This window comes from Streptomyces sp. NPDC059861 (genome assembly GCF_042731435.1).
Lineage (GTDB): Bacteria > Actinomycetota > Actinomycetes > Streptomycetales > Streptomycetaceae > Streptomyces.
Window position 1 is genome coordinate 18,977 of the sequence record NZ_JBHWJQ010000036.1, and the last position, 19,006, is coordinate 37,982.

Here is a 19,006-nt window from a genome sequence, read left to right on the forward strand (position 1 = left end):
TGAAGGCTTCAGGTGGGACACCGGTGCGAGGGGGACGCCTTCCCCCATGCGGGGTTCCTGGGGAATCGGCAAGCAGCTGTCCCTGGTGGTCGCGGAGACCTGATCTGCCAACGCATCGAGGGCGGCGCCGACTCGGCCGCGGCTGGGGCGTGACGTGGGGCGAGGGCCGGATCCTCAAGGCGCTCGGGGACCTCAGCCGTTCGCCGAGAATATAGGCTATAGGCGTTGGGGCGGTCAACGATCTGGGGCGACGGCCGACCTCGACCACACGGACTCAGGTCTTGACGAGCTCGGCCAGTGCCTCGATCGCCAGGCCGTACGCCTCGTCCGTGAGGTGCAGCCCGTCCACGTGGACGGGCACCCCCGACGCGACGAGCGGAGCGAGCACCGCGTCGGTCTCCACCACCCGGCCCGAGGGCACGGAGTCCCGCAGCACGTCCCGGTACCGGGCGAGCGAGGCGTTCGTCCGGCCCCTGGGCCCGAGCCCCTCCTCCTCGGCGACCGAAGGCGGCAGGAAGCCCACCACGGAGGCAAGGGGAAAGGCGCCGACGAGGCATCGGAGGTCCTCGGCGAAGACGTCGAGGCCGACCAGCCTCTCCGGCGAGCAGTCGTTCATGCCGAACGACAGCACGACGACGTCAGGGGCGAGCCTGGCGACCTCACGCATCCGGCGCACCCCGTCCCGGCTCGTCCAGCCGCCGGCCGCGCAGTTCAGGACGAGCACGTCCGCACCGGCCCCTTCCTCCAGCCGATCGATCCGGGTCTTGGTGAACCGGGCGAGCATGCTGTCCCCGAACAGGACGACGAGCCGCAATCTGAGCCTCCTTGACCGGAAAGCCGCCGTGTCGCCGAGCGCCGGCGGACCGCGGCTCGATGACCGAACGGCCGGTGCGACCACTCGCACTGTTGACACGATGGTACTAGCTGCGTGCAAAATACCAAACAGAAACCGACCGTGAGGCCCACCGGCCCGGTCGTTCGTCTCGCACTCACACTTCAGGCTCGAAGCCGAAAGAAGCTGAATCACCGCCATGGACATACTCGTTCTGCCCGGAGACGGGATCGGCCCGGAGATCGTTCCTCCCACTCTGGAGGTACTGCGGGCAGTTGACAGCGCATACGGGCTCGGGCTGACGTTCACCACCGCGGCCATCGGCCTGGAGAGCCTCGCCGAGCAGGGCACGACGCTCCCCCAGTCGGTGATCGACCGGATACCGGAGGCCGGAGGGGTGATCCTCGGACCCGTCTCGCACTACGAGTACCCGCCGAAGGACCAGGGCGGATTCAACCCGTCTGCCGAACTCCGTGTCCGTTTCGAGTTGTTCGCGAACATCCGGCCCTCCAAGTCCAGGGCCGGCCTGCACCACCTGCGCGCGCCCATGGACCTGGTGCTCGTCCGGGAGAACACCGAGGGCTTCTACGCGGATCGCAACATGTACGCCGGAAGCGGCGAGTTCATGCCCGACGCCGACAACGCGTTCAGTATCCGCAAGATCAGCGCGCGAGGCTGCCGGCGCGTCGCCCACGCCGCTTTCGAACTGGCCGGGCGCCGCCGCCGCAAGGTGACGGCGGTCCACAAGGCGAACGTGCTGAAGCTCTCCGACGGACTCTTCCTCCGGGAGGTCCGCGAAGTGGCGGCAGGTTACCCCGATGTCGTGCTCGACGAACTGATCGTCGACGCCGCCGCGGCGGCGCTGATCCGTCGCCCCGACGACTTCGACGTCCTCGTGACGACCAACATGTTCGGTGACATCCTCTCCGACGAGGCAGCCGAACTCTCCGGCAGCCTCGGCCTCGGCGGTTCCCTCAACGTCGGCCACGAGGTGGCGGTCGCCCAGGCACAGCACGGTTCCGCCCCCGACATCGCGGGCCGCGGAACCGCCAATCCCACGTCCCTCATCCTGTCCGCCGCGATGCTGCTCGACTGGCGAGGCCGACGCGACGGGGACGACGCCATGATCGCGGCGGCCCGGCACATCGAGTCCGCGGTGGAGCTGGTCCTGGACGACCCCGGCTCCCGTACGCGGGACCTGGGCGGCCTGTGCGGCACCGGCGAGTTCGCCGACCGGGTGATCGCCCGGCTGCGCGGCCATGAGCCTTCGAAGCAGCGCTGAGACAGCGTCGTTTCCCGTCGAACGGAGCATCCATGCCCCTGTCCGTCAACCCGGCCACCGAAGCCCCTGAAGCCGAGTACGACACCCACACGCCCGAGCAGGTCGACGCCGCCCTCACGGCTGCCGCCGCCGCCCAGCGCGAGTGGCGAGCGACTCCGCTCAACCACCGGCTGCGTCTGTTGCGTGCGATCGCGCGTGAGCTGCGTTCCCAAGCCGAGCCCTGTGCCCGGCTGATCAGCCGCGAGATGGGCAAGCCGATCACGGAGTCACGCGCCGAGATCGAGAAGTCCGCGTGGACACTCGACCACTACGCGGAACACGGCGAGCGCTACCTGGCGCCCGAGAGCGTCTCCTCCCACGCGAGCGAGAGCACGGTGGTCCTCGAGCCGCTCGGGGTGCTGCTGGCGATCATGCCCTGGAACTACCCTTTCTGGCAGTACTTCCGCTTCCTGGCTCCGGCGCTGGCCGCCGGCAACGGAGCAGTCCTCAAGCACGCGAGCAACGTGCCGGCCTGCGCCCTGCTGCTGGAGCAGATCGTGCGACGCGCCGGGGCACCGGAAGGCCTGTGCGCCACGCTCCTGGTGGAGCCCCGGGCGGTGGCCGATCTGATCGCCGACCCACGCACAGCGGCGGTGACCCTCACCGGTTCGACCCAGGTGGGCGCCGTGGTGGCGGCGCAGTCCGGCGCCCACCTGAAGAAGCATGTCCTGGAACTGGGCGGCTCCGACCCGTTCATCGTGCTCGCGGACGCCGACCTCGCCGAAGCCGCCGAGACGGCGGTCCGCTCCCGGTTCACGAACGTCGGGCAGAGCTGTGTCAACGCCAAGCGCTTCATCGTCGACCACGCCGTGGCGGACGAGTTCGTGGAGCGCGTCGTGGCCCGGGCCGGCACCCTGGTCGTCGGAGATCCCATGGCCGAGGCCACCGACATCGGTCCCCTGGCGCGAGGCGACCTGCGCGACACCCTCCACGGCCAGGTCCTGCGTACCCTGGCCGCGGGAGCCACCCTGCGGCTCGGCGGAGAACTGGTCGAAGGGCCCGGCTTCTTCTATCCCCCCACTGTTCTCGATCACGTGTCGCCGGAGATGGCCGCGTTCCGCGAGGAGACGTTCGGGCCGGTGGCGAGCGTGACACGGGTCGAGGGGGCCCAGGAAGCGATCGATCTCGCCAACCGGACCGAGTACGGCCTGGGCGCCGCGCTCTGGACGTCCGATCTCGACGAAGCCCGGCGGCTCGTGCCGCTGATCGACGCCGGGGCCGTCTTCGTCAACGGACAGGTGGCCTCGGACCCCCGGTTGCCGTTCGGCGGGATCAAGAAATCGGGCTACGGACGTGAACTCGGCAGCTATGGGATCAAGGAGTTCGTCAACGTGAAGACCGTCTGGTTCGGCCCGGCGGTGACGGCATGAGCGCCGATATCCGGCACGGACCGGTCGTCCTGCGTCCCGACGAGCTTCCGGCCCGAGACCGTGGCGCGGGGGCTCGGACGGTCCCCTTGGTCACGAGCGCCCGGGGTGCCACCGCCTTCCTCAACGGCATCACGAGCTTCGAGCCGGGAGCGGCGATCGCCCATCACATCCACAACGTCGCCGAGTCGGTCGTGGTACTCGAGGGTGACGCCGTCGTCGACATCGACGGCGTACGGACACCCCTGCGCAGGTTCGACACCACCTTCGTGCCGGCGAACATCCCGCATCACTTCGAGAACGCCTCCCCGACCGCGCCGATGAAGATCTTCTGGACCTATGCGTCCGCCGAGGCCACCAGGACGATTCCGGCCTCCGGCGAGCACACCCGCATCGACGCCGAGGACCGGCACGGCACGGGGGAGGCGGGCACGGTGGTGCGTGAGGTCGCGCGGATCACCGTACGCCCGGGACGGGAGGCCGCGTTCGAGGCCGCGGTCGCGGCGGCGGCCCCGCTCTTCCAGGGAGCGCGGGGGGCCCGCACACTCGTCCTGGAACGGTCGCACGAGGACCCCTTGGAGTATCGCCTCGTCGTCACCTGGGAATCGGTGCGGGACCACCTCGAAGGCTTCCGGGGTTCGCCCGAGTTCCTGCAGTGGCGTCGGCTCATCGCGGACTCCGTCGCGGGGCAGCCCGAGGTGGCGCACTTCCATCACGTGCTGACCGCCTTCTGACGGGTCGCGGCCGAGCGACCAGGCAGGGTGCGCGGCAGTCAGGCCTCCAGGATGTCGATCACATGGTGGCCGAGGCTACCGCGCACGTGCTTCTTCATGACCCGCTCCGCCGTGCGGGAGTCCCCTGCGAAGATCGCCTCCGCGATGGCGGCGTGCTCCTGGCGGACCCTCTCCCGGTCCTCCGGGGAGTCCGGCCTCGACTCCAGGATCAGCTGCCGGTACCGGTCGGCCTTGTCCCACAGCCCTTCGAGCAGGGACATCAACAGGGGGTTGTGCGACGCGGTGTAGATGCTCCGGTGGAAGGCCCGGTGCGCGAGCAGCGGCTCCAGGCCCGCCGAGGCACTCAGCGGCTCCAGATCGGCGAGAGCCGCCTCGATCACCTCGCAGTCCGCGTCGGTGCGGCGATCCGCCGCCAGTTGGGCAGCCAGCGGGTCCAGCCGCTCCCGCACCTCGAAGAGACTGCGTGCCTCCTCGGCGTTGAGCCTGGTGACGCGCGCGTCACGATGCGCGTCGAGCATCACGAGCCCCTCGGCCTCGAGCCGGCGCAGTGCCTCGCGCAGCGGCGTCGTACTCACGCCGAGTTCGACAGCCAGCTGTTCCTGGGAGATCCGCTGTCCCTGTTCCAGTGTCCCGGCGAGGATCCGGCGTCGCAGTTCCTCGTAGACGTACACGCTCTTCGTGGGGGCCGGTCGGGGGAAGGCGTTCATCGGACCTGGCAATCTCTTTCCGGTGGGCCTGCCGCGGAGCAGGAAGCTGTGGCAGCCCGGCACCGTGCGCCGGTTGCAGGCTACATCCTATGACGGCTCCGCGGTCAGTGGATCCGGCGGCCGCGTCACGGACTCGGCAGCCGGGAGAAGGTAGACGGCCGGCGCCCCGTCGACGACCGTGAAAGGCCGGTCGTGTCCGGGGTACACCAACGCCGCGGCCGACCGCACACGTTCCGTCGACGCGGCCGCGGCGGCCTCACCCGCCGTGACCACCGTGCAGCGTCCCGAGCGCAGGGCGCCCGCCGACGAGACGGCGTCGCCGGTCAGCAGCGCGGTACCCGAAGGCGTCTCGACGGTGAGTCCGATCGAGCCGGCCGTATGGCCGGCGAGGCCGGTGACCTCGACGCCTGGAGCGATCCGGTGGCCGTCGGTCACCTGCCGCACGGTGAGGCCCTCCAGAACAGCCCTCGACCAGGGAGGGGTCACCAGGTCGTCGGACGGTGCGGCGCGCAGCCGGTCGAGCTCCGCAGGATGGAGCAGGACGTCGGCGTCCCGGAAGAGGTCGGCATTCTGGATGTGGTCCCAGTGTGCGTGGGAGAGCACCACGGTGTCGATGTCACGGGTGGTCAGCTCCCGCCGGGCGAGGGCCCGGTGCAGGGCTCGTCTGCGGCCGGCGTGACCGCAGTCGAAGAGGATCCGCCGCGACCGGCAGGCGACGAGGTAGACGCCGCAGAATCCCGCACTCCCCTGCTCCGAGGTGAGCGCACCGCCCAGCAGCAGGGTCTCGACGACGGCCGGCTCTCCGGAGCGCGACACGTCAGCCACCGTGTCCTCGCAGCAGCCGGCGGTAGACGTACGGCAGCACACCGCCGTTCGCGTGGTAGACGACCTCCTGATGGGTGTCGAGCCGGACCACGGCCGCGAACTCGAAGGCAGCGCGTCCCCGCTGCGACCGGACCCGCACCGTCACCCTGGACGCGGGCACGCGCACCGCTTGCCCGATCCCGAGGACGTCGAACGTCTCCGTGCCGTCCAGCCCCAGTGACTCGGCGCTCTGCCCGTCGACGAACTGCAGTGGCAGCACGCCGAGCTGCACCAGGTTGGTGCGGTGGATCCGCTCGAACGACTGCGCCAGGACCGCGACCACCTTCAGCAGCGCCGTCGCCTTCGCCGCCCAGTCCCGCGACGAGCCCGTCCCGTACTCCTTGCCGGCGACGACCAGCAGGGGTGTGCCGGCGGCGGCGTAGGACTGTGCGGCTTCGAAGACGGGGACGACGGCGCCCTCGGCCGTGAAGTCGGGGGTGTATCCGCCACGGTGCTCCGGCGCCATGAGGTTGCGCAGCCGCGGGTTGGCGAACGCGCCGCGCACCATGACCTCGAAGTTCCCGCGGCGCGAGGCGTAGGTGTTGAGTTCGGTCTCGCCGAGCGCGGACAGATACCGGCCGGCGGTGCTCCCGGCGGGTATGCGGCCCGCCGGGCTGATGTGATCGGTGGTGACCGAGTCACCGAGAAGCAGGAGTGCCCGGGCCCCCGTGATGTCACCCCGCCGGGAGGGACTCTCGGCGACACCGTCGAGGAACGGTGGACGGCGCAGGTAGGTCGAACCGTCAGGCCAGTCGAACAGCGCGCCGTCCGCCGCGGGTACGGCGGCCCAGCGTTCGTCCCCCTCGAAGACGTCGGCGTAGGCCTCGCCGAACAACTCGGGCGTCAGATGAGCGCTGACCACCGCCTCGATCTCGGAGTCGGCCGGCCACAGGTCGGCCAGCGTCACCGGCGCGCCGTCCGCGTCCAGGCCCAGCGGGTCGGCCGTCAGATCGTGCGTGAGCGAGCCGGCCAGTGCGTAGGCCACCACCAGCGGCGGTGAGGCCAGGTAGTTGAGCGAGACGTCGTTGTTGATGCGCCCGTCGAAGTTCCTGTTGCCCGACAGCACCGACGCAAGGACGACATCGCGCTCCCCGGCCGCCGTCGCGGCACTCGGCAGGAGGGGGCCGGAGTTGCCGATGCAGGTCATACAGCCGTAGCCGACCAGGTGGAAGCCGAGCTCGTCCAGCGGCTCGGACAGTCCCGCGGCGCGCAGATATTCCGTGACGGTCTTCGACCCCGGCGCCAGACTGGTCTTCACCCACGGCTTGGAGGTCAGTCCGCGTGCCCGGGCGTTGCGGGCGAGCAGCCCCGCCGCGACCATGGCATGCGGGTTGGACGTGTTGGTGCACGAGGTGATCGCGGCGATCGCCACCGCACCGTCGCCGATCGCGTCCGCGACGCTCGTCCCCCTGTCCGGTCCGCGCCGTCGGGGCGGTCCCCCGACGGCGGTCTTCGGGGACCCGGCGTCCCGGCTCCCTCTGAGGCCTGCGATCGCCGCCCTCGCGCTGCTCGGCACGTCCGGCAGCGCCACCCGGTCCTGCGGGCGACGTGGACCGGCGAGGGAGGCGGTGACGGACGAGAGGTCGATGGTCAGCAACTCGTCGTAGCGCGGACGGTGCTGGGGTTCATGCCACAGCCCCTGCTCCTTCGCGTACGTCTCCACCGTCACGACGTGGTCGGGTGCACGACCGGTCAATCGCAGGTAGTCCAGGGTCAGAGGGTCGATCGGGAACATCGCGGCGGTGGCACCGAACTCCGGGCACATGTTGGCGATGGTCGCCCTGTGGGCGAGCGGGAGGTTCGCGAGGGCGGCGCCCGTGAACTCGATGACCATGCCGACCACGCCGTGCGCCCGGAGGCGCTCGACAACGGTGAGCACCAGGTCGGTCGCGGTGACGCCGGCGGACAGCTCGCCGACCAGTTCGACGCCCATCACGCGGGGTACCACGACACTCAGCGGCTGACCGAGGAGTGCGACCTCGGCCTCGACACCCCCCACCCCCCAGGCGAGCACACCCAGCGCGTTCACCATCGTCGTGTGCGAGTCCGTCCCCACACAGGTGTCGGGGAACGCCCGTCCGTCACGCCGTTCCACCACGCCGGCGAGGAGTTCCAGATTGATCTGGTGCATGATCCCCGTACCCGGTGGCACGACGCGCAGCCCCCGGAGCCGCTCGCCCCATTTGAGGAAGCGGAACCGCTCCGCGTGACGGGCGTACTCCACATCGACGTTGGCGACGAGCGAGTCCGGGCGTCCGGAGACTTCCGTGGAGATGGAGTGGTCGACGGTCAGGTCACTGGGAATGCGGGGACTCACCTCCCGCGGGTCCCCGCCCGCCGCGGCCACCGCGTCGCGCAGGGCGGCCAGGTCGGTCAGCACCGGGACGCCGTTGGTGTCGTGCAGGAAGACCCGCGTGGGGAAGAAGGGGACGGCGTCCTGCCGCCCGTCGGTGCGCTCCTTGACCAGCATGGCTATGTGGTCGGCCGTCACCGTGCGCCCGTCCTCGCTCCGCAGGAGGTTCTCCAGCAGGATCTTGAGGCTCATGGGCAGGCGGTCCGAGCCGGGTACGGCGTCCAACCGGTGCACCTCGTAGCTGCTGCCTGCCAGGTCGAGGCGGGCAAGGCTCCGATAGCTGTCCTGTGACGCCGTCCCCGAGGCTTTCACGTCCCATCTCTTCATAGGTTATAGGCTATAGCATCAGAGGTCGCAAAGACGCCCGGGTGAGGTCCGCTCAGCCGGAGACCGCACGGATCCCCTCTGTCGCCCGCAGGACCAGAATGCCGTCGGTGTCACTGAACACACGGCACCCGGGGCGGAAGGTCACACCTCCGAACGACACGTCCACGTCGACGTCTCCAAGTCCCTGCTTGCGGCTCTTCCGTGGGTTGGACCCCAGGGCCTTGACGCCGAGGGGAATGCGGCCCAGCGCGTCGACGTCGCGGACGGCGCCGAAGACGACGAGGCCTTCCCAGCCGTTGGCCGCCGCGAGACCCGCGATGACGTCGCCGATCAGAGCTGTGTCGAGCGAACCGCCGCCGTCGACGACCAGGACCCTGCCACCCCCCGCTTCCCCGAGGACGGCACGGAGGAGCACGTTGTCGTCACGGCAGCGCACCGTCGTGACCACGCCCTCGAACTCCGTCCTGGCGCCGAAGTGTCGGAACTGCGTCGAGCACGACTCGGCGGCCTCGCCGTACTCGTCGTAGATGTCCGCTGTCGGTCTCATACCGCTTTCCTCGTCTCTGAGTCGGCCCGGCCCGGGCGTCGGGCAGGACCGGTTCGGATGTCACGATCGGCAGGCCGCACGCCAGGAGGCGACCACCTCTCTAGCGGGAGGATGCCGCCGTACTCGGATCCCAGCCGAGGCGGGGTACGGAGGCCAGCAGCCGCTGTGTGTAGGGATCCACCGGGCTGTCGAGCACCCGTCGGGTCGGTCCCTGCTCGACGACCCGCCCGTTGCGCATGACGACCGCGTCGTCGGTGACGTGCTGCACGACGGCCAGGTCATGGCTGACGAACACCAGCGCCACTCCCGTTTCCCGGCGGATCTCCTCCAGCAGCGTGAGGATCTGCGCCTGGATGGAGACGTCCAGCGCGGCCACGGCCTCGTCGAGCACCAGCACCGCCGGATCGACGGCCAGCGCCCGGGCGATGGCGAGTCGCTGGCGCTGCCCGCCGGACATGGTGTGCGGCCGGGCATCCGCCTCGCCGGCGCCGAGACCGACCTGGGTGAGCAACTCGGTGACACGCCGCGCGGCGGCAGCCCTGTCGCGCCAACCGTGCAGTCTCAGAACGCTGTTCAGGCACTGTGCCGCCGTCAGCCGTGGGTCGAGCGAGACGTACGGGTCCTGGAACACGATCTGGATCTCACGCGCCCTCCGCAGCCGGGCGGCGCTCTTGCCCCGCAGGCCGCGCCGGGGACGGGGGGGCTCCGGATACCGCGGGGCGCCCGCCACGCCGATGAAGCCGGAGTCCGGAGTCACCAGACCCACGAGCATCCTGGCCACGGTGGTCTTGCCCGAGCCGGATTCACCCACGATGCCGAGGGAACCACCCCTGCGTATCTCGAAGGAGACGTCGTCGACCGCCTTGAGCCGTTCCCCGCCCGGCAGGGTGTACGTCTTGCTCAGCGAACCCACCGACAGCAGCACGTCCGAACCGGTCATGTGAGGCTCCCCTCCAGCGCCGCCGCACGGCGGCATGACACGTCCACGTCGTCGCCGGCCGGACTCAGCTCCGGCCGCCAGTTGTCGCACGCCTCCTCGGCGAACGCGCACCGCGGCGCGAAGGGGCACCCCGGCCGCACGTCGGACAGAGACGGTGGCCTACCTGCGATGGGCCGCAGCTCGCGCCGCTCCCCCAGCGCGGGTGAGCAGTCGAGCAGTCCGCGGGTGTACGGGTGCCGGGGGTGGACGAACAGCTCCCGCGCGGGCTGGTGCTCCACGACATGGCCGGCGTACATGACATAGACCCGGTCGCAGTACGCGGCGGCGAGATTCAGGTCGTGCGTGATGAAGAGGAGGCCCAGATCCCGTTCCGCCTGCAGCCTCTTCAGCAGCGCCAGGACCTCGGCCTGGGTGGTGACGTCCAGGGCACTGGTCGCCTCGTCGGCGAGCAGGAGCGCGGGGTTGGTCGCCAGTGCCGCGGCGATGACCACGCGCTGGAGCATGCCGCCCGACAACTCGTGCGGGTACTGCCGCAGCCTGCGGTCGGGCTCGCCGAGTCCGACATCTCCGAGGAGCCGCACGGCGTTGTCCACCGCCTGCCGTCTGGACTGCCCCAGCACACGGACCAATCGCTCCGTGAGGAAGTCGCCGATTCTGCGGACGGGATTGAGTGACGCGCGCGGGTCCTGGTAGATCATGGAGACGCTCCGGGCTCGGTGGGCACGCAGCCGGGCGGCGTCCATGGTGAGAACGTCCTCCCCCGCCATGCGCACCGAACCCGTGACGTCGGCGCCGGTCGGCAGCATGCGCAGCACCGCTCGTGCCGTGGTGGACTTTCCGGAGCCCGACTCACCCACCAGGCCCACCACCTCACCGGCCGCCACCCGCAAGGACACGTCGGACAGGAGCGGACGTGCGGCGCGGTCGGCGAGCGAGAGGTTCAGATCTTCGATGTCGAGGAGCATGGGCGTCTACTTTCCGCTGCCGAGTCGGTCGGAGATCCAGACTCCGACGATGTTGAACGCCACCACCACGGCCGCGATGGCAACACCCGGTACGAGGGAGGGCAGCAGTGCGCCCTGAACGATCGCCGCCTGACCCTCCTGGACCATCAGCCCCCAGTCGGAGCTGGGCGGTTGCGCGCCGAAGCCCAGGAAGTTGAGTGTCGCCAGACTCATCAGCGCCTCCCCGAACAGAACCACGAGATACCCGACGAGCGAGCGTCCGAGGTTCGGCACCAGCTTCTGCACACAGATGCGGGCACCTCCCATTCCCTGCACCCGGTAGGCGTCGATGTAGGGCATCGACCGCTCCGAAAGGGCCAGACTGCGGGTGTACTTCGCGATCGTGGGGGCGTAGGCGAGGGACAGGCCCAGCACCGCTGTCGTGATGCCCTGGCCGAACACCGCCACGATCATGACGACGAAGAGCAGACCCGGGAAGGCGTACATCACGTCGGTCACCTTGGAGAGCAGGCCGTCGACCCAACCCCCGCGCCACGCGGCGACGGTGCCCAGGGTCACGCCTATGACCGTGGCCAGGATCAACAGGATCAGCGGGGCGACGAGACTGGAGCGCGTTCCGTGCAGGACGCGGGAGAGCAGGTCCTGACCGGACACGTCCGTGCCCAGCAAGTACTGCGAGCTCGTTCCCGCCAACGAGTTGCCCAGGTCGACCGCGTCGGGCGCGTGCGGGGCGAGGAGCGGTGCGAAGAAGGCCGCCAGCACCACAGCGCCCAGGAAGACGGAGCAGGCGAGGACGGACAGCGGCACGGTGGTCGCCCGCCGACCGGCCCCGCGGCGCCGGCGCCATGTGCGCGTCGGGAGAAGCCCTGATGGCACGACCTGCTGACCGGGATTCATGTTCCGCTCCTGTTCAACCGGACCCGCGGGTCGATCAGTGGATGTACGAGATCGACCATGGTGGTGACGACGATGTAGCCGACGACCATCAGGAGAAGCACCGCCTGAGCCACGGGGAAGTCGTGCACGTTGATGGCACCGACGAGCAGCGAGCCGATGCCGGCCAGACCGAAGACGGTCTCCACGACGACGGTCCCCGCCAGCATGCCCGCCATGACCAGGCCGCACATGGTCATGATGGGTCCGAGGGAGTTGCGCAGTACGTGTCGCACGACGATCTGCCGCTCCGGCAGACCGGTCGCGCGTGCCACTTCCACATGTTCGGAGGAGAAGGCGTCCAGCATCGCCTGCCTGGTGACCCTGCTGATCAGAGCCACCGAGCCGACTGCCATGGCCAGTGCCGGCAGGGTCAGGTGGTGGACGGTCCCCGCAAAGCCCTCACCGCTTCCCGTCACCGGGAACCAGCCGAGTTTCACGCCGAGCACCGCGATCATGGCGATCGCCGCGACGAAGGACGGCACGGATGCCGCGAGCGTCGTCCCTCCGACCACCACGGAGTCCACCCAGCCGCGGCGCACGGCCGCCAGGACGCCCGCACCTACACCCATGACGACGAGGAACACCGAGGAGAAGGCGACCAGCGTCAGCGTGGTGGGCAGGCGGGAGGACACCAGGTCGACGACCTGGTCGTGGTACTGGAAGGAGCGGCCGAGGTCGCCCTGGAGGCATCCCCACAGCCACCTGCCGTACTGGGCCAGCAGCGGCTCGTCCAGGTGGTACTGCTCACGCACCGCCGCCAGCTTCTCCGGCGTGAGCCCTTCCTTGCCCCCGGCCAGGAACACGGCCGGGTCGCCGGGGGCGGCGTACACGGCCACGAAGATCACGAACGAGGTGGCCAGCAGTGTCGCCAGCAGGCCGGCGACACGTCGGGCGATATGTGCTCCCACCGCTGTCTAACCCTTCCGGCCGAGACCCACGGCCCATGGGCTGTACGGGCTGATTCCGGACGCGGGGGCACCGGTCAGCCGGTCGCTGAGGATGAGCGTCGAGGGCACCTGGACGATGGGGATCCACACCATGTTGTCGATGAAGCGCTTCTGCACGTCGACGGCCAGCTCCGCGCGGGCGGCGTCGTCCCCGGTCCCGAGGGCCTTCTTCACCTGGGCGTCGTACTGGGGGTCGGAGAACTTGACCCAGTTGTCGCTGCTGCCGCTGAGCGCGTTGTCGTAGAAGCCCAGGGGATCAGCCGTGGAGATGTACCAGTCGTCCGCGATGATGTCGATGGTGGAGCGGACCTTCTCGTCGCTGTAGTACTCCTGGAAGCGGGCCGGTGGAACGGTCGTGATCTGCACCTTGAGCCCAATGCTCTGCCCCGCCGCCCGAACGGCGTTGGCGATCACGGACCGCCCCTGGGTGCCGTCGCTGACCATCAGGATGGTCTGCTCGGCCGCACCGCCGGCCTTCTTCACGAGTTCCTTGGCCTGTGCGAGGTCGTCGGACGACGGACTAGCCGGCGCCGCCGGCTCCAGGTCCTTCTGAGCGGCCTCGAACGTCGCCTTCTCGTAGCTCCACGCACCGGGCCCGACAGGCGAGGACCACGGCTCCACGACTCCGCTGAAGCCGGACTTGGCGACTCCCTGCCGGTCGAGGGCGAGCGAGAGGGCCTTGCGGATGTTCACGTTCTTCATCGGCCCGCGGTCGGTCGGGATGAGTGACCATGCCCGGGTACTCGGGCCGAAGTAGACGTTCACGCCCTTCTGTTTCCTCAGCGCCACCACCGGCCCGGTGGACGAGGTGACGTAGGATCCGTCCGCCTCGCCGGTGGTGAAGCTGTTGACGAGCGTGCTGTCCGTCGCCCAGCGGAAGACGACCGACTCGGACAGCGCCCGGTTCTTCTCGTCCCAGTAGTCGGCGTCGCGTTCGATGGTGACGGACGTACCGGACTGCCAGCTCTGGAGGGTGAAGGGGCCGGAGCAGGCATCGGTGTTGCCAGGTGTGCCGTAGTCCTCGCCCTGCTTGTCGATGACGGCGCGGTTCAGCACGATGCCCGCGTCTCCCGCCATCGACTGCACGAACAGCGCGTCAGGTGCCGTGAAGGTGATCGTGACTTCGAGTTCGCCGGTCCTGGCCATGCTCTTGACGTTGGCGAACTTGTCCGATTCCTCCGCCCCTTCGGCGCTGTGCCGTCGCAGGCTGTAGAGGACGTCGTCCGCGGTCATGGGCGAACCGTCGTGGAAGGTCACGCCCTCGCGCAGCGTCAGGACCAGGGTCTTGTCGTCCGGCCAGTCGGCCTTCTCCGCGAGACGCGGGACGCTGGTGAGGTCGGGGCCGATCTGGAACAGGCGCTCGCACACGTTCGCCATCACCGTGCGCGCCTGGTTGCTGGCCTGGAGATCGAGGTCGAACGAGTCGGGCTCCTTCTCCAGCAGCCAGTTGACGCGCTCCACGCCACCTGCGGCCTTCGGCGTGGTCTGCACGAGGTCGAGCCGGGCGCCCCCGGCGCCGGTGGTGTCGTCCGCGGCGTTCTGGGCCGCACCGCTGCAGCCGGCCACGAGCGCCACTGCCGTGGCGAGTACCGCGGCGGTCGGCATGCGTCTCGTCGAGACTGCGGACAGGTGGGTGTTCATAGGGGTTCTCCTGTGAGACGTACGGAAACGAAATGGGCCCTGGACCGGGACCGAGGTCAGGGCACGGTGGGTCGGTACTGCACAGGGGCCTGTTCCAGGCATGGGTGGGTCTGGAAGGGTGCGCTGACGGATGCCGGGGCGCGCCGACGCGGCAGCCGGAAGTCGGTTTCGTAGTGACCATTACGCGGTGAACAAGAGCGTAGTGAGTGCTACGAAGAAGTCAACGCTTCAAGAACAATGGTTGGGTAACGGTCCCGACTCGCCTCGCGGGAGGCCGCGTTATGCCTGCTCATGGACGGGAGGCGACCCGAAATCCATCTCCGGCCCGGGAGTTGACAGGCGGCTTCTTCCGTAGTGCCTACTACAAGGAAGGGTCTGGGCCCACGGAGATCACGGGAGAAGTCGACGCTCGGCTTGACCCGGATCGAGCGACCGGCCGGCTTCATGCTCTAGTCACTACTACACTCCGCGTCGATTCGGTAGTTTGTGCTACAGCAGAGCAGAAAGCGCTGCATGAGGACGCAGGGGATGACGCCATGACCGCAGGCCCGGGGACGGACGCCGAGGACACGCTGCGCGAGCGCGTGGCGAACAGGCTGCCGGCCATGCCTCCGGCTGAGCGCCGCGTCGCCGAGTATCTGCGCGACCACGCGCAGTCGGTCATCTTCTCCACGGCGGAGGAGATCGGTAACGCCACAGGAACCAGCGACGCGACAGTGGTTCGCACGTCCAAGAATCTCGGCTACTCGGGGCTGCCCGACCTGAAACGCAGTATCGGGCTGCAGATCATCGACGGCACCCGGCCCTCCGTGAGGCTCAGCCAGCGCATCGACGGCGCGGGGCGGGAGACGGCCACCTTGCTCGATCATGTCTTCTCCGAGGCCAGTGAACGGCTCACGGAAACCTTCCGGCTGATCCCTCCGGCGGAGTTCGACCAGGCCGTGGAACTCTTGGCGGAGGCGCGCGAGGTACTCGCGTTCGGTGTCGGCCTGTCCGAGATCCCTGCCCGGTTCCTCTGCATGAAGATGAACCGCCTGGGTCACCCCACGCGGTTCGTCGGTGCCGCCGGATTCCTTCTCGCTGACGGCCTGCTCGGGCTCCGCGAACACGATGCCGTCGTGATCTACGCACCGGCCCGCCTGACAAGGGAACTGGGCGTGGTCATCGACCACGCCCAGTCTGTGGGAGCCAAGACGGTCCTCGTCACGGACTCGCTCGGACCGGCTCTGGCGGGACGCGTCGACGTCTCGCTGCCTGCCGTCCACTCGGCCACCGGCTACACGGCGGAGGCCTTCAGCTCACTCCTCATGACGGATTGTCTGCTTCTCGGAGTCGCCGCCCGCGACCGTGACCGCTCGACCTCCAACTCCGAGCTACTGCACGCCCTTCGGGCCGCACTCACGCCGGAGGCCCACCCCCACGGCCGGCAGTCCACGAGACGACGGCCTCCCCAGGAAGACGGCTCGTGAAGGCCGTGTGTCCCGTCGCGGTGCGGCCGAGCTCCTCGACCACCGCGGCCACGGCTGCGACGTCCGCCGCCGCGTGCTACGGCACCGAGTACCCGCCGTCGATCGGCAGCGCCGCGCCCGTGATGAAACCGGCCTTGTCCGAGCAGAACCAGACAACGGCGTCAGCGATCTCCTTCGCGTCGGCTATCCGCCCCAGGGGATGGGCAGCGATGATCGACTTCATGGGTTCCTCGTTCGGGTCCATCGTCGCGATCATCGGTGTGTCCACCAGACCGGGGCACAGCGCGTTGACGCGGATACCGTGCGGTGCGACCTCAAGGGCCGAACTCTTGGTCATCCCGATCTCGGCCGCCTTCGTGGCCGTGTAACCGGAGAACCCGGGCACACCCACCAGCCCCGCGCCCGAGGACATGTTCACCACTGACCCGTGGCCCTGCGCCATCATCTGCCTGAGTTCGTACTTCATCGACAGGAACACACCGCGTATGTTGACGGCGATCATCCGGTCCAGCATCTCGGTCGAGTAGTCCGTGGTGAGCTGGAACTCGCCGTCGTAGCCCGCGTTGTTCACGGCGAAGTCGAGCCGGCCGGTGTCCCCGACGGCTGCTCGGACCGTTGCTTCCACCATGGACTCGTCGGACACGTCGGCCACGAAGTGGCGGGCGGAGCCGCCGGCGGCCTCGACCAGACGCACCGTCTCCTTCAGAGTCTCCTCCGTACGGCCCGAGACCGTGACCAGCGCGCCCTCGGCCGCGAGCGCCAGTGCCGTCGCCCGGCCGATACCGGATCCGCCCCCGGTGACCAGGGCGGTCTTGCCGGCGAACTGCAGTGACATGTTTGTCCCTTTCCTTGTTGCCTGTAGTGGATTTCGCTGCGGTGAGGGGGTGTTCAGTAGCGGGTGCTGCTGACCCGCAGGAGCGGGGAGACCATCGAAGGGCGCCCGCCGACGGTGGCCCCGCCGAACTGGATCATCGGTGCCAGCGTCCTGTTGTTCTCGGCGGGGAAGTTCAGCGCGGGGGTGGAGACCTCGTCCAGGGCCTCGCGCTGGGCTTCGGTCAGGGTCACGTCGAGTGCCCGCAGGTTGGCCTCGAACTGGTCCAGACGGCGCGCGCCCACCAGGGTGGAGGTGATCCCAGGTCGGCCCTGCACCCAGGCCAGCGCCACCGCGGCGGGGCTTGCGCCCACCTCGCGGGCGACGGCGTTGAGCGCGTCGATCACGACGTAGTCGGACTCGCTGGGGGCGCCGACCAGTTGTGTCCGTGCGGTGTCGACCGGTCCCGTGGTGGTGCTGGAGTACTTGCCGGACAAGAAGCCGCTCTTCAGCGGCCCCCAGGGCATCACTCCCATGCCCAGGGCCTGGGCCATGGGGATCAGCTCCCCCTCCGAGGTGCGTTCGAGCAGGGAGTACTCCAACTGCACGGCGATGATCGGGGACCATCCGCGGAACCGCGCGACGGTGGCCGCCTCCGCCGTCGCCCACGCCGGCACGTCGGAGAACCCGACGTAGCGGACCTTGCCGTCGGCGACCAGGTCGTCCAGCGCACGGAGCGTCTCCTCGGCCGGTGTGGACGGGTCGAAGTTGTGCAGCCAGTAGATGTCGACGTAGTCGGTCTGCAGACGCCGCAGGGAGTTCTCCAGCTGCTGCACGACCGCCTTACGGCCCGGTCCCCCGCCGTTGGGGTCGTTCTCGTACAGGTTGCCGAAGAACTTCGTGCCGATCACCACCCGGTCGCGCAGTCCGGGCCGGCCGGCGAAGTAGTCACCGATGATCTTTTCGGAGTGACCGTTGGTGTAGATGTTGGCCGTGTCGATCGAGTTGCCGCCACGATCGAGATAAGCCGAGAGGATGTCCTTGGACTCCCCCGGGCTGCTGCCCCAACCGTGATCCTCCCCGAAAGTCATCGTGCCCAACGTGAACGGACTGACACGCAGTCCGGAACGTCCGAGCGTCACGTAGGAATCGAGCGACATGGTGCGACCTCATCAGGGGAATGGTGCGAGGACGGACGCCGTGGCGGCCGTCCCGGGTACCTCTCCATTCGACCCCGCCGCACAGTGGCTCCCTAGACCGATGCGCGCGGGACATTGCACGATCCGCGCAACCTCGCCCGCATCGTGCTGGCCCCGCCCACGCTCACGTGGTTTCCTGGCGTGGTGCATCACCTCAAGGAAATCCGGCGCCGGATCACACGACTGGCCGCGGGCAGCCCCCGCCCGGTATGGATCCATCAGATGGCGGTCTTCTCGACCGACCGTGTGACCGAGCCGCTGGGCACGGTCACCGAGCCCATGATCGCCCTGACGGCTCAGGGAGCTAAGCGCTCCGCTCTCGGTGACCACATCTTCGACTACCAGGCGGGCCAGTACCTCGTCGCGACCGTCGACCTGCCCCTGACCTCGCAGATCACCCGCGCCACACCCACCGAGCCGTATCTCGCGTTCGGGCTTCCCCTGCAGCCCGCGATCATCGCGCAACTGCTGCTGGAAGCCGGCCCCACCACCGTCCGTCCGCACGCCGGGCCGGGTGTCGCGACCAGCGACGCCGACGACAGACTGCTGGACGCCGTCGTCCGGCTGCTGCGCCTGCTCGACGAGCCACGTGACATCCCGGTACTGGCGCCCGGCCTCCGGCGCGAGATCCACTGGCGACTGCTGAACGGCCCCCAGGGGGCGCTGATCAGACAGATCGGCCTGGCCGACAGCCGCACGACCCTCGTCGCCCGCGCCATCGCGTGGATCAAGACGCATTACGACCAGGTGATGCGCGTCGACGACCTCGCCGACGAAGTCGGATTGAGTGTCTCCTCACTCAATCGGCACTTCCGGGCCGTGACCGCGATGAGTCCACTGCAATACCAAAAACAGCTCCGGCTGCAGAAAGCCCGCATCCAGCTCATGGCCTCACCGCGCGACGTGGCCGCGATCAGCTACGCCGTGGGGTACGAAAGCCCCTCGCAGTTCAGCCGTGAGTACCGGCGAATGTTCGGCGCACCCCCGGGCCAGGACGCAGCACGCCTGCGAACCGTGGAAGTCCTCCAGGACTAGCGTCCGCCTTT

Annotated in this window: 17 protein-coding genes; 5 read left to right on the forward strand and 12 right to left on the reverse strand. The window is 69.2% G+C overall.

What is annotated here, in order from left to right; genetic code table 11:
• Positions 1 to 274 precede the first annotated feature (274 nt).
• Complete coding sequence (locus ACFV6X_RS27315) at positions 275 to 814, reverse strand: SGNH/GDSL hydrolase family protein (protein ID WP_385387630.1); 540 nt, start codon at positions 812 to 814, stop codon at positions 275 to 277.
• 217 nt (positions 815 to 1,031) lie between these two features.
• On the opposite strand from ACFV6X_RS27315, the gene ACFV6X_RS27320 reads away from it, so the two are divergent.
• Genes ACFV6X_RS27320 through ACFV6X_RS27330 form a run of 3 tightly spaced genes read left to right on the forward strand, consistent with a single transcriptional unit; the run spans position 1,032 to position 4,254 of the window.
• Positions 1,032 to 2,114, forward strand: a complete 1,083-nt coding sequence (locus ACFV6X_RS27320; protein ID WP_385387632.1) for an isocitrate/isopropylmalate dehydrogenase family protein — start codon at positions 1,032 to 1,034, stop codon at positions 2,112 to 2,114.
• Positions 2,115 to 2,146: 32 nt separating this feature from the next.
• The gene (locus tag ACFV6X_RS27325) at positions 2,147 to 3,523 is read left to right on the forward strand and encodes an NAD-dependent succinate-semialdehyde dehydrogenase (RefSeq protein WP_385387634.1); all 1,377 of its coding nucleotides are present in this window, start codon (positions 2,147 to 2,149) and stop codon (positions 3,521 to 3,523) included.
• A complete protein-coding gene (locus ACFV6X_RS27330) occupies positions 3,520 to 4,254 on the forward strand; it encodes a cupin domain-containing protein (RefSeq protein WP_385387636.1) in 735 nt (244 codons plus the stop codon). Before ACFV6X_RS27325 ends, ACFV6X_RS27330 begins: the two co-directional genes overlap by 4 nt.
• Before the next feature lie 38 nt (positions 4,255 to 4,292).
• On the opposite strand, the gene ACFV6X_RS27335 is transcribed toward ACFV6X_RS27330, so the two are convergent.
• The 9 genes from ACFV6X_RS27335 to ACFV6X_RS27375 all read right to left on the reverse strand — a co-directional run bounded on the left by ACFV6X_RS27335 (position 4,293) and on the right by ACFV6X_RS27375 (position 14,481).
• Positions 4,293 to 4,961 (reverse strand): GntR family transcriptional regulator, encoded by a 669-nt coding sequence (locus ACFV6X_RS27335; RefSeq protein WP_385387638.1) that lies wholly within the window; start codon positions 4,959 to 4,961, stop codon positions 4,293 to 4,295.
• Between the two features lie 87 nt (positions 4,962 to 5,048).
• The gene (locus ACFV6X_RS27340; RefSeq protein WP_385387640.1) at positions 5,049 to 5,777 is read right to left on the reverse strand and encodes an MBL fold metallo-hydrolase; all 729 of its coding nucleotides are present in this window, start codon (positions 5,775 to 5,777) and stop codon (positions 5,049 to 5,051) included.
• Between the two features lies 1 nt (position 5,778).
• Positions 5,779 to 8,505, reverse strand: a complete 2,727-nt coding sequence (gene acnA / locus ACFV6X_RS27345; RefSeq protein WP_385387642.1) for an aconitate hydratase AcnA — start codon at positions 8,503 to 8,505, stop codon at positions 5,779 to 5,781.
• Between the two features lie 52 nt (positions 8,506 to 8,557).
• Positions 8,558 to 9,052 carry a ribonuclease E activity regulator RraA gene (gene rraA / locus ACFV6X_RS27350; RefSeq protein ID WP_385387644.1) on the reverse strand — a complete coding sequence of 165 codons (495 nt, stop codon included), beginning with the start codon at positions 9,050 to 9,052 and terminating at the stop codon, positions 8,558 to 8,560.
• A 100-nt stretch (positions 9,053 to 9,152) separates the two neighbouring features.
• Positions 9,153 to 9,992, reverse strand: a complete 840-nt coding sequence (locus tag ACFV6X_RS27355; protein WP_385387646.1) for an ABC transporter ATP-binding protein — start codon at positions 9,990 to 9,992, stop codon at positions 9,153 to 9,155.
• Positions 9,989 to 10,957: an ABC transporter ATP-binding protein gene (locus ACFV6X_RS27360; RefSeq protein ID WP_385387648.1), complete on the reverse strand. Its 969-nt coding sequence runs from the start codon at positions 10,955 to 10,957 to the stop codon at positions 9,989 to 9,991. Before ACFV6X_RS27360 ends, ACFV6X_RS27355 begins: the two co-directional genes overlap by 4 nt.
• A gap of 6 nt (positions 10,958 to 10,963) precedes the next feature.
• Positions 10,964 to 11,854, reverse strand: coding sequence for an ABC transporter permease (locus ACFV6X_RS27365; protein WP_385387650.1), 891 nt, complete (start codon positions 11,852 to 11,854; stop codon positions 10,964 to 10,966).
• Positions 11,851 to 12,801 carry an ABC transporter permease gene (locus ACFV6X_RS27370; protein ID WP_385387652.1) on the reverse strand — a complete coding sequence of 317 codons (951 nt, stop codon included), beginning with the start codon at positions 12,799 to 12,801 and terminating at the stop codon, positions 11,851 to 11,853. Before ACFV6X_RS27370 ends, ACFV6X_RS27365 begins: the two co-directional genes overlap by 4 nt.
• A gap of 6 nt (positions 12,802 to 12,807) precedes the next feature.
• Positions 12,808 to 14,481: an ABC transporter substrate-binding protein gene (locus ACFV6X_RS27375; RefSeq protein WP_385387654.1), complete on the reverse strand. Its 1,674-nt coding sequence runs from the start codon at positions 14,479 to 14,481 to the stop codon at positions 12,808 to 12,810.
• Positions 14,482 to 15,017: 536 nt separating this feature from the next.
• Here ACFV6X_RS27375 and ACFV6X_RS27380 point away from each other — a divergent pair.
• Entirely contained in the window at positions 15,018 to 15,950 is a 933-nt protein-coding gene (locus tag ACFV6X_RS27380; protein ID WP_385387656.1) for a MurR/RpiR family transcriptional regulator, read from the forward strand.
• A 76-nt stretch (positions 15,951 to 16,026) separates the two neighbouring features.
• Here ACFV6X_RS27380 and ACFV6X_RS27385 read toward each other — a convergent pair whose 3' ends face one another.
• Together ACFV6X_RS27385 and ACFV6X_RS27390 are read right to left on the reverse strand one after the other, a co-directional pair.
• Entirely contained in the window at positions 16,027 to 16,785 is a 759-nt protein-coding gene (locus tag ACFV6X_RS27385) for an SDR family NAD(P)-dependent oxidoreductase (protein ID WP_385387658.1), read from the reverse strand.
• A 53-nt stretch (positions 16,786 to 16,838) separates the two neighbouring features.
• Entirely contained in the window at positions 16,839 to 17,921 is a 1,083-nt protein-coding gene (locus ACFV6X_RS27390; protein WP_385387660.1) for an aldo/keto reductase, read from the reverse strand.
• A 261-nt stretch (positions 17,922 to 18,182) separates the two neighbouring features.
• Here ACFV6X_RS27390 and ACFV6X_RS27395 point away from each other — a divergent pair, with 261 nt between their 5' ends.
• Positions 18,183 to 18,995 carry an AraC family transcriptional regulator N-terminal domain-containing protein gene (locus tag ACFV6X_RS27395; RefSeq protein WP_385387662.1) on the forward strand — a complete coding sequence of 271 codons (813 nt, stop codon included), beginning with the start codon at positions 18,183 to 18,185 and terminating at the stop codon, positions 18,993 to 18,995.
• Positions 18,996 to 19,006: the final 11 nt, after the last annotated feature.

Bases quoted from the DNA above. Each gene is read 5' to 3' on its own strand.
- ACFV6X_RS27320 (WP_385387632.1), top strand. From the start codon at position 1,032: ATGGACATACTCGTTCTGCCCGGAGACGGGATCGGCCCGGAGATCGTT.
- ACFV6X_RS27325 (WP_385387634.1), top strand. From the start codon at position 2,147: ATGCCCCTGTCCGTCAACCCGGCCACCGAAGCCCCTGAAGCCGAGTAC.
- ACFV6X_RS27330 (WP_385387636.1), top strand. From the start codon at position 3,520: ATGAGCGCCGATATCCGGCACGGACCGGTCGTCCTGCGTCCCGACGAG.
- ACFV6X_RS27335 (WP_385387638.1), bottom strand. From the start codon at position 4,961: ATGAACGCCTTCCCCCGACCGGCCCCCACGAAGAGCGTGTACGTCTAC.
- acnA (WP_385387642.1), bottom strand. From the start codon at position 8,505: ATGAAGAGATGGGACGTGAAAGCCTCGGGGACGGCGTCACAGGACAGC.
- rraA (WP_385387644.1), bottom strand. From the start codon at position 9,052: ATGAGACCGACAGCGGACATCTACGACGAGTACGGCGAGGCCGCCGAG.
- ACFV6X_RS27355 (WP_385387646.1), bottom strand. From the start codon at position 9,992: ATGACCGGTTCGGACGTGCTGCTGTCGGTGGGTTCGCTGAGCAAGACG.
- ACFV6X_RS27360 (WP_385387648.1), bottom strand. From the start codon at position 10,957: ATGCTCCTCGACATCGAAGATCTGAACCTCTCGCTCGCCGACCGCGCC.
- ACFV6X_RS27365 (WP_385387650.1), bottom strand. From the start codon at position 11,854: ATGAATCCCGGTCAGCAGGTCGTGCCATCAGGGCTTCTCCCGACGCGC.
- ACFV6X_RS27375 (WP_385387654.1), bottom strand. From the start codon at position 14,481: ATGAACACCCACCTGTCCGCAGTCTCGACGAGACGCATGCCGACCGCC.
- ACFV6X_RS27380 (WP_385387656.1), top strand. From the start codon at position 15,018: ATGACCGCAGGCCCGGGGACGGACGCCGAGGACACGCTGCGCGAGCGC.
- ACFV6X_RS27385 (WP_385387658.1), bottom strand. From the start codon at position 16,785: ATGTCACTGCAGTTCGCCGGCAAGACCGCCCTGGTCACCGGGGGCGGA.
- ACFV6X_RS27390 (WP_385387660.1), bottom strand. From the start codon at position 17,921: ATGTCGCTCGATTCCTACGTGACGCTCGGACGTTCCGGACTGCGTGTC.
- ACFV6X_RS27395 (WP_385387662.1), top strand. From the start codon at position 18,183: ATGGCGGTCTTCTCGACCGACCGTGTGACCGAGCCGCTGGGCACGGTC.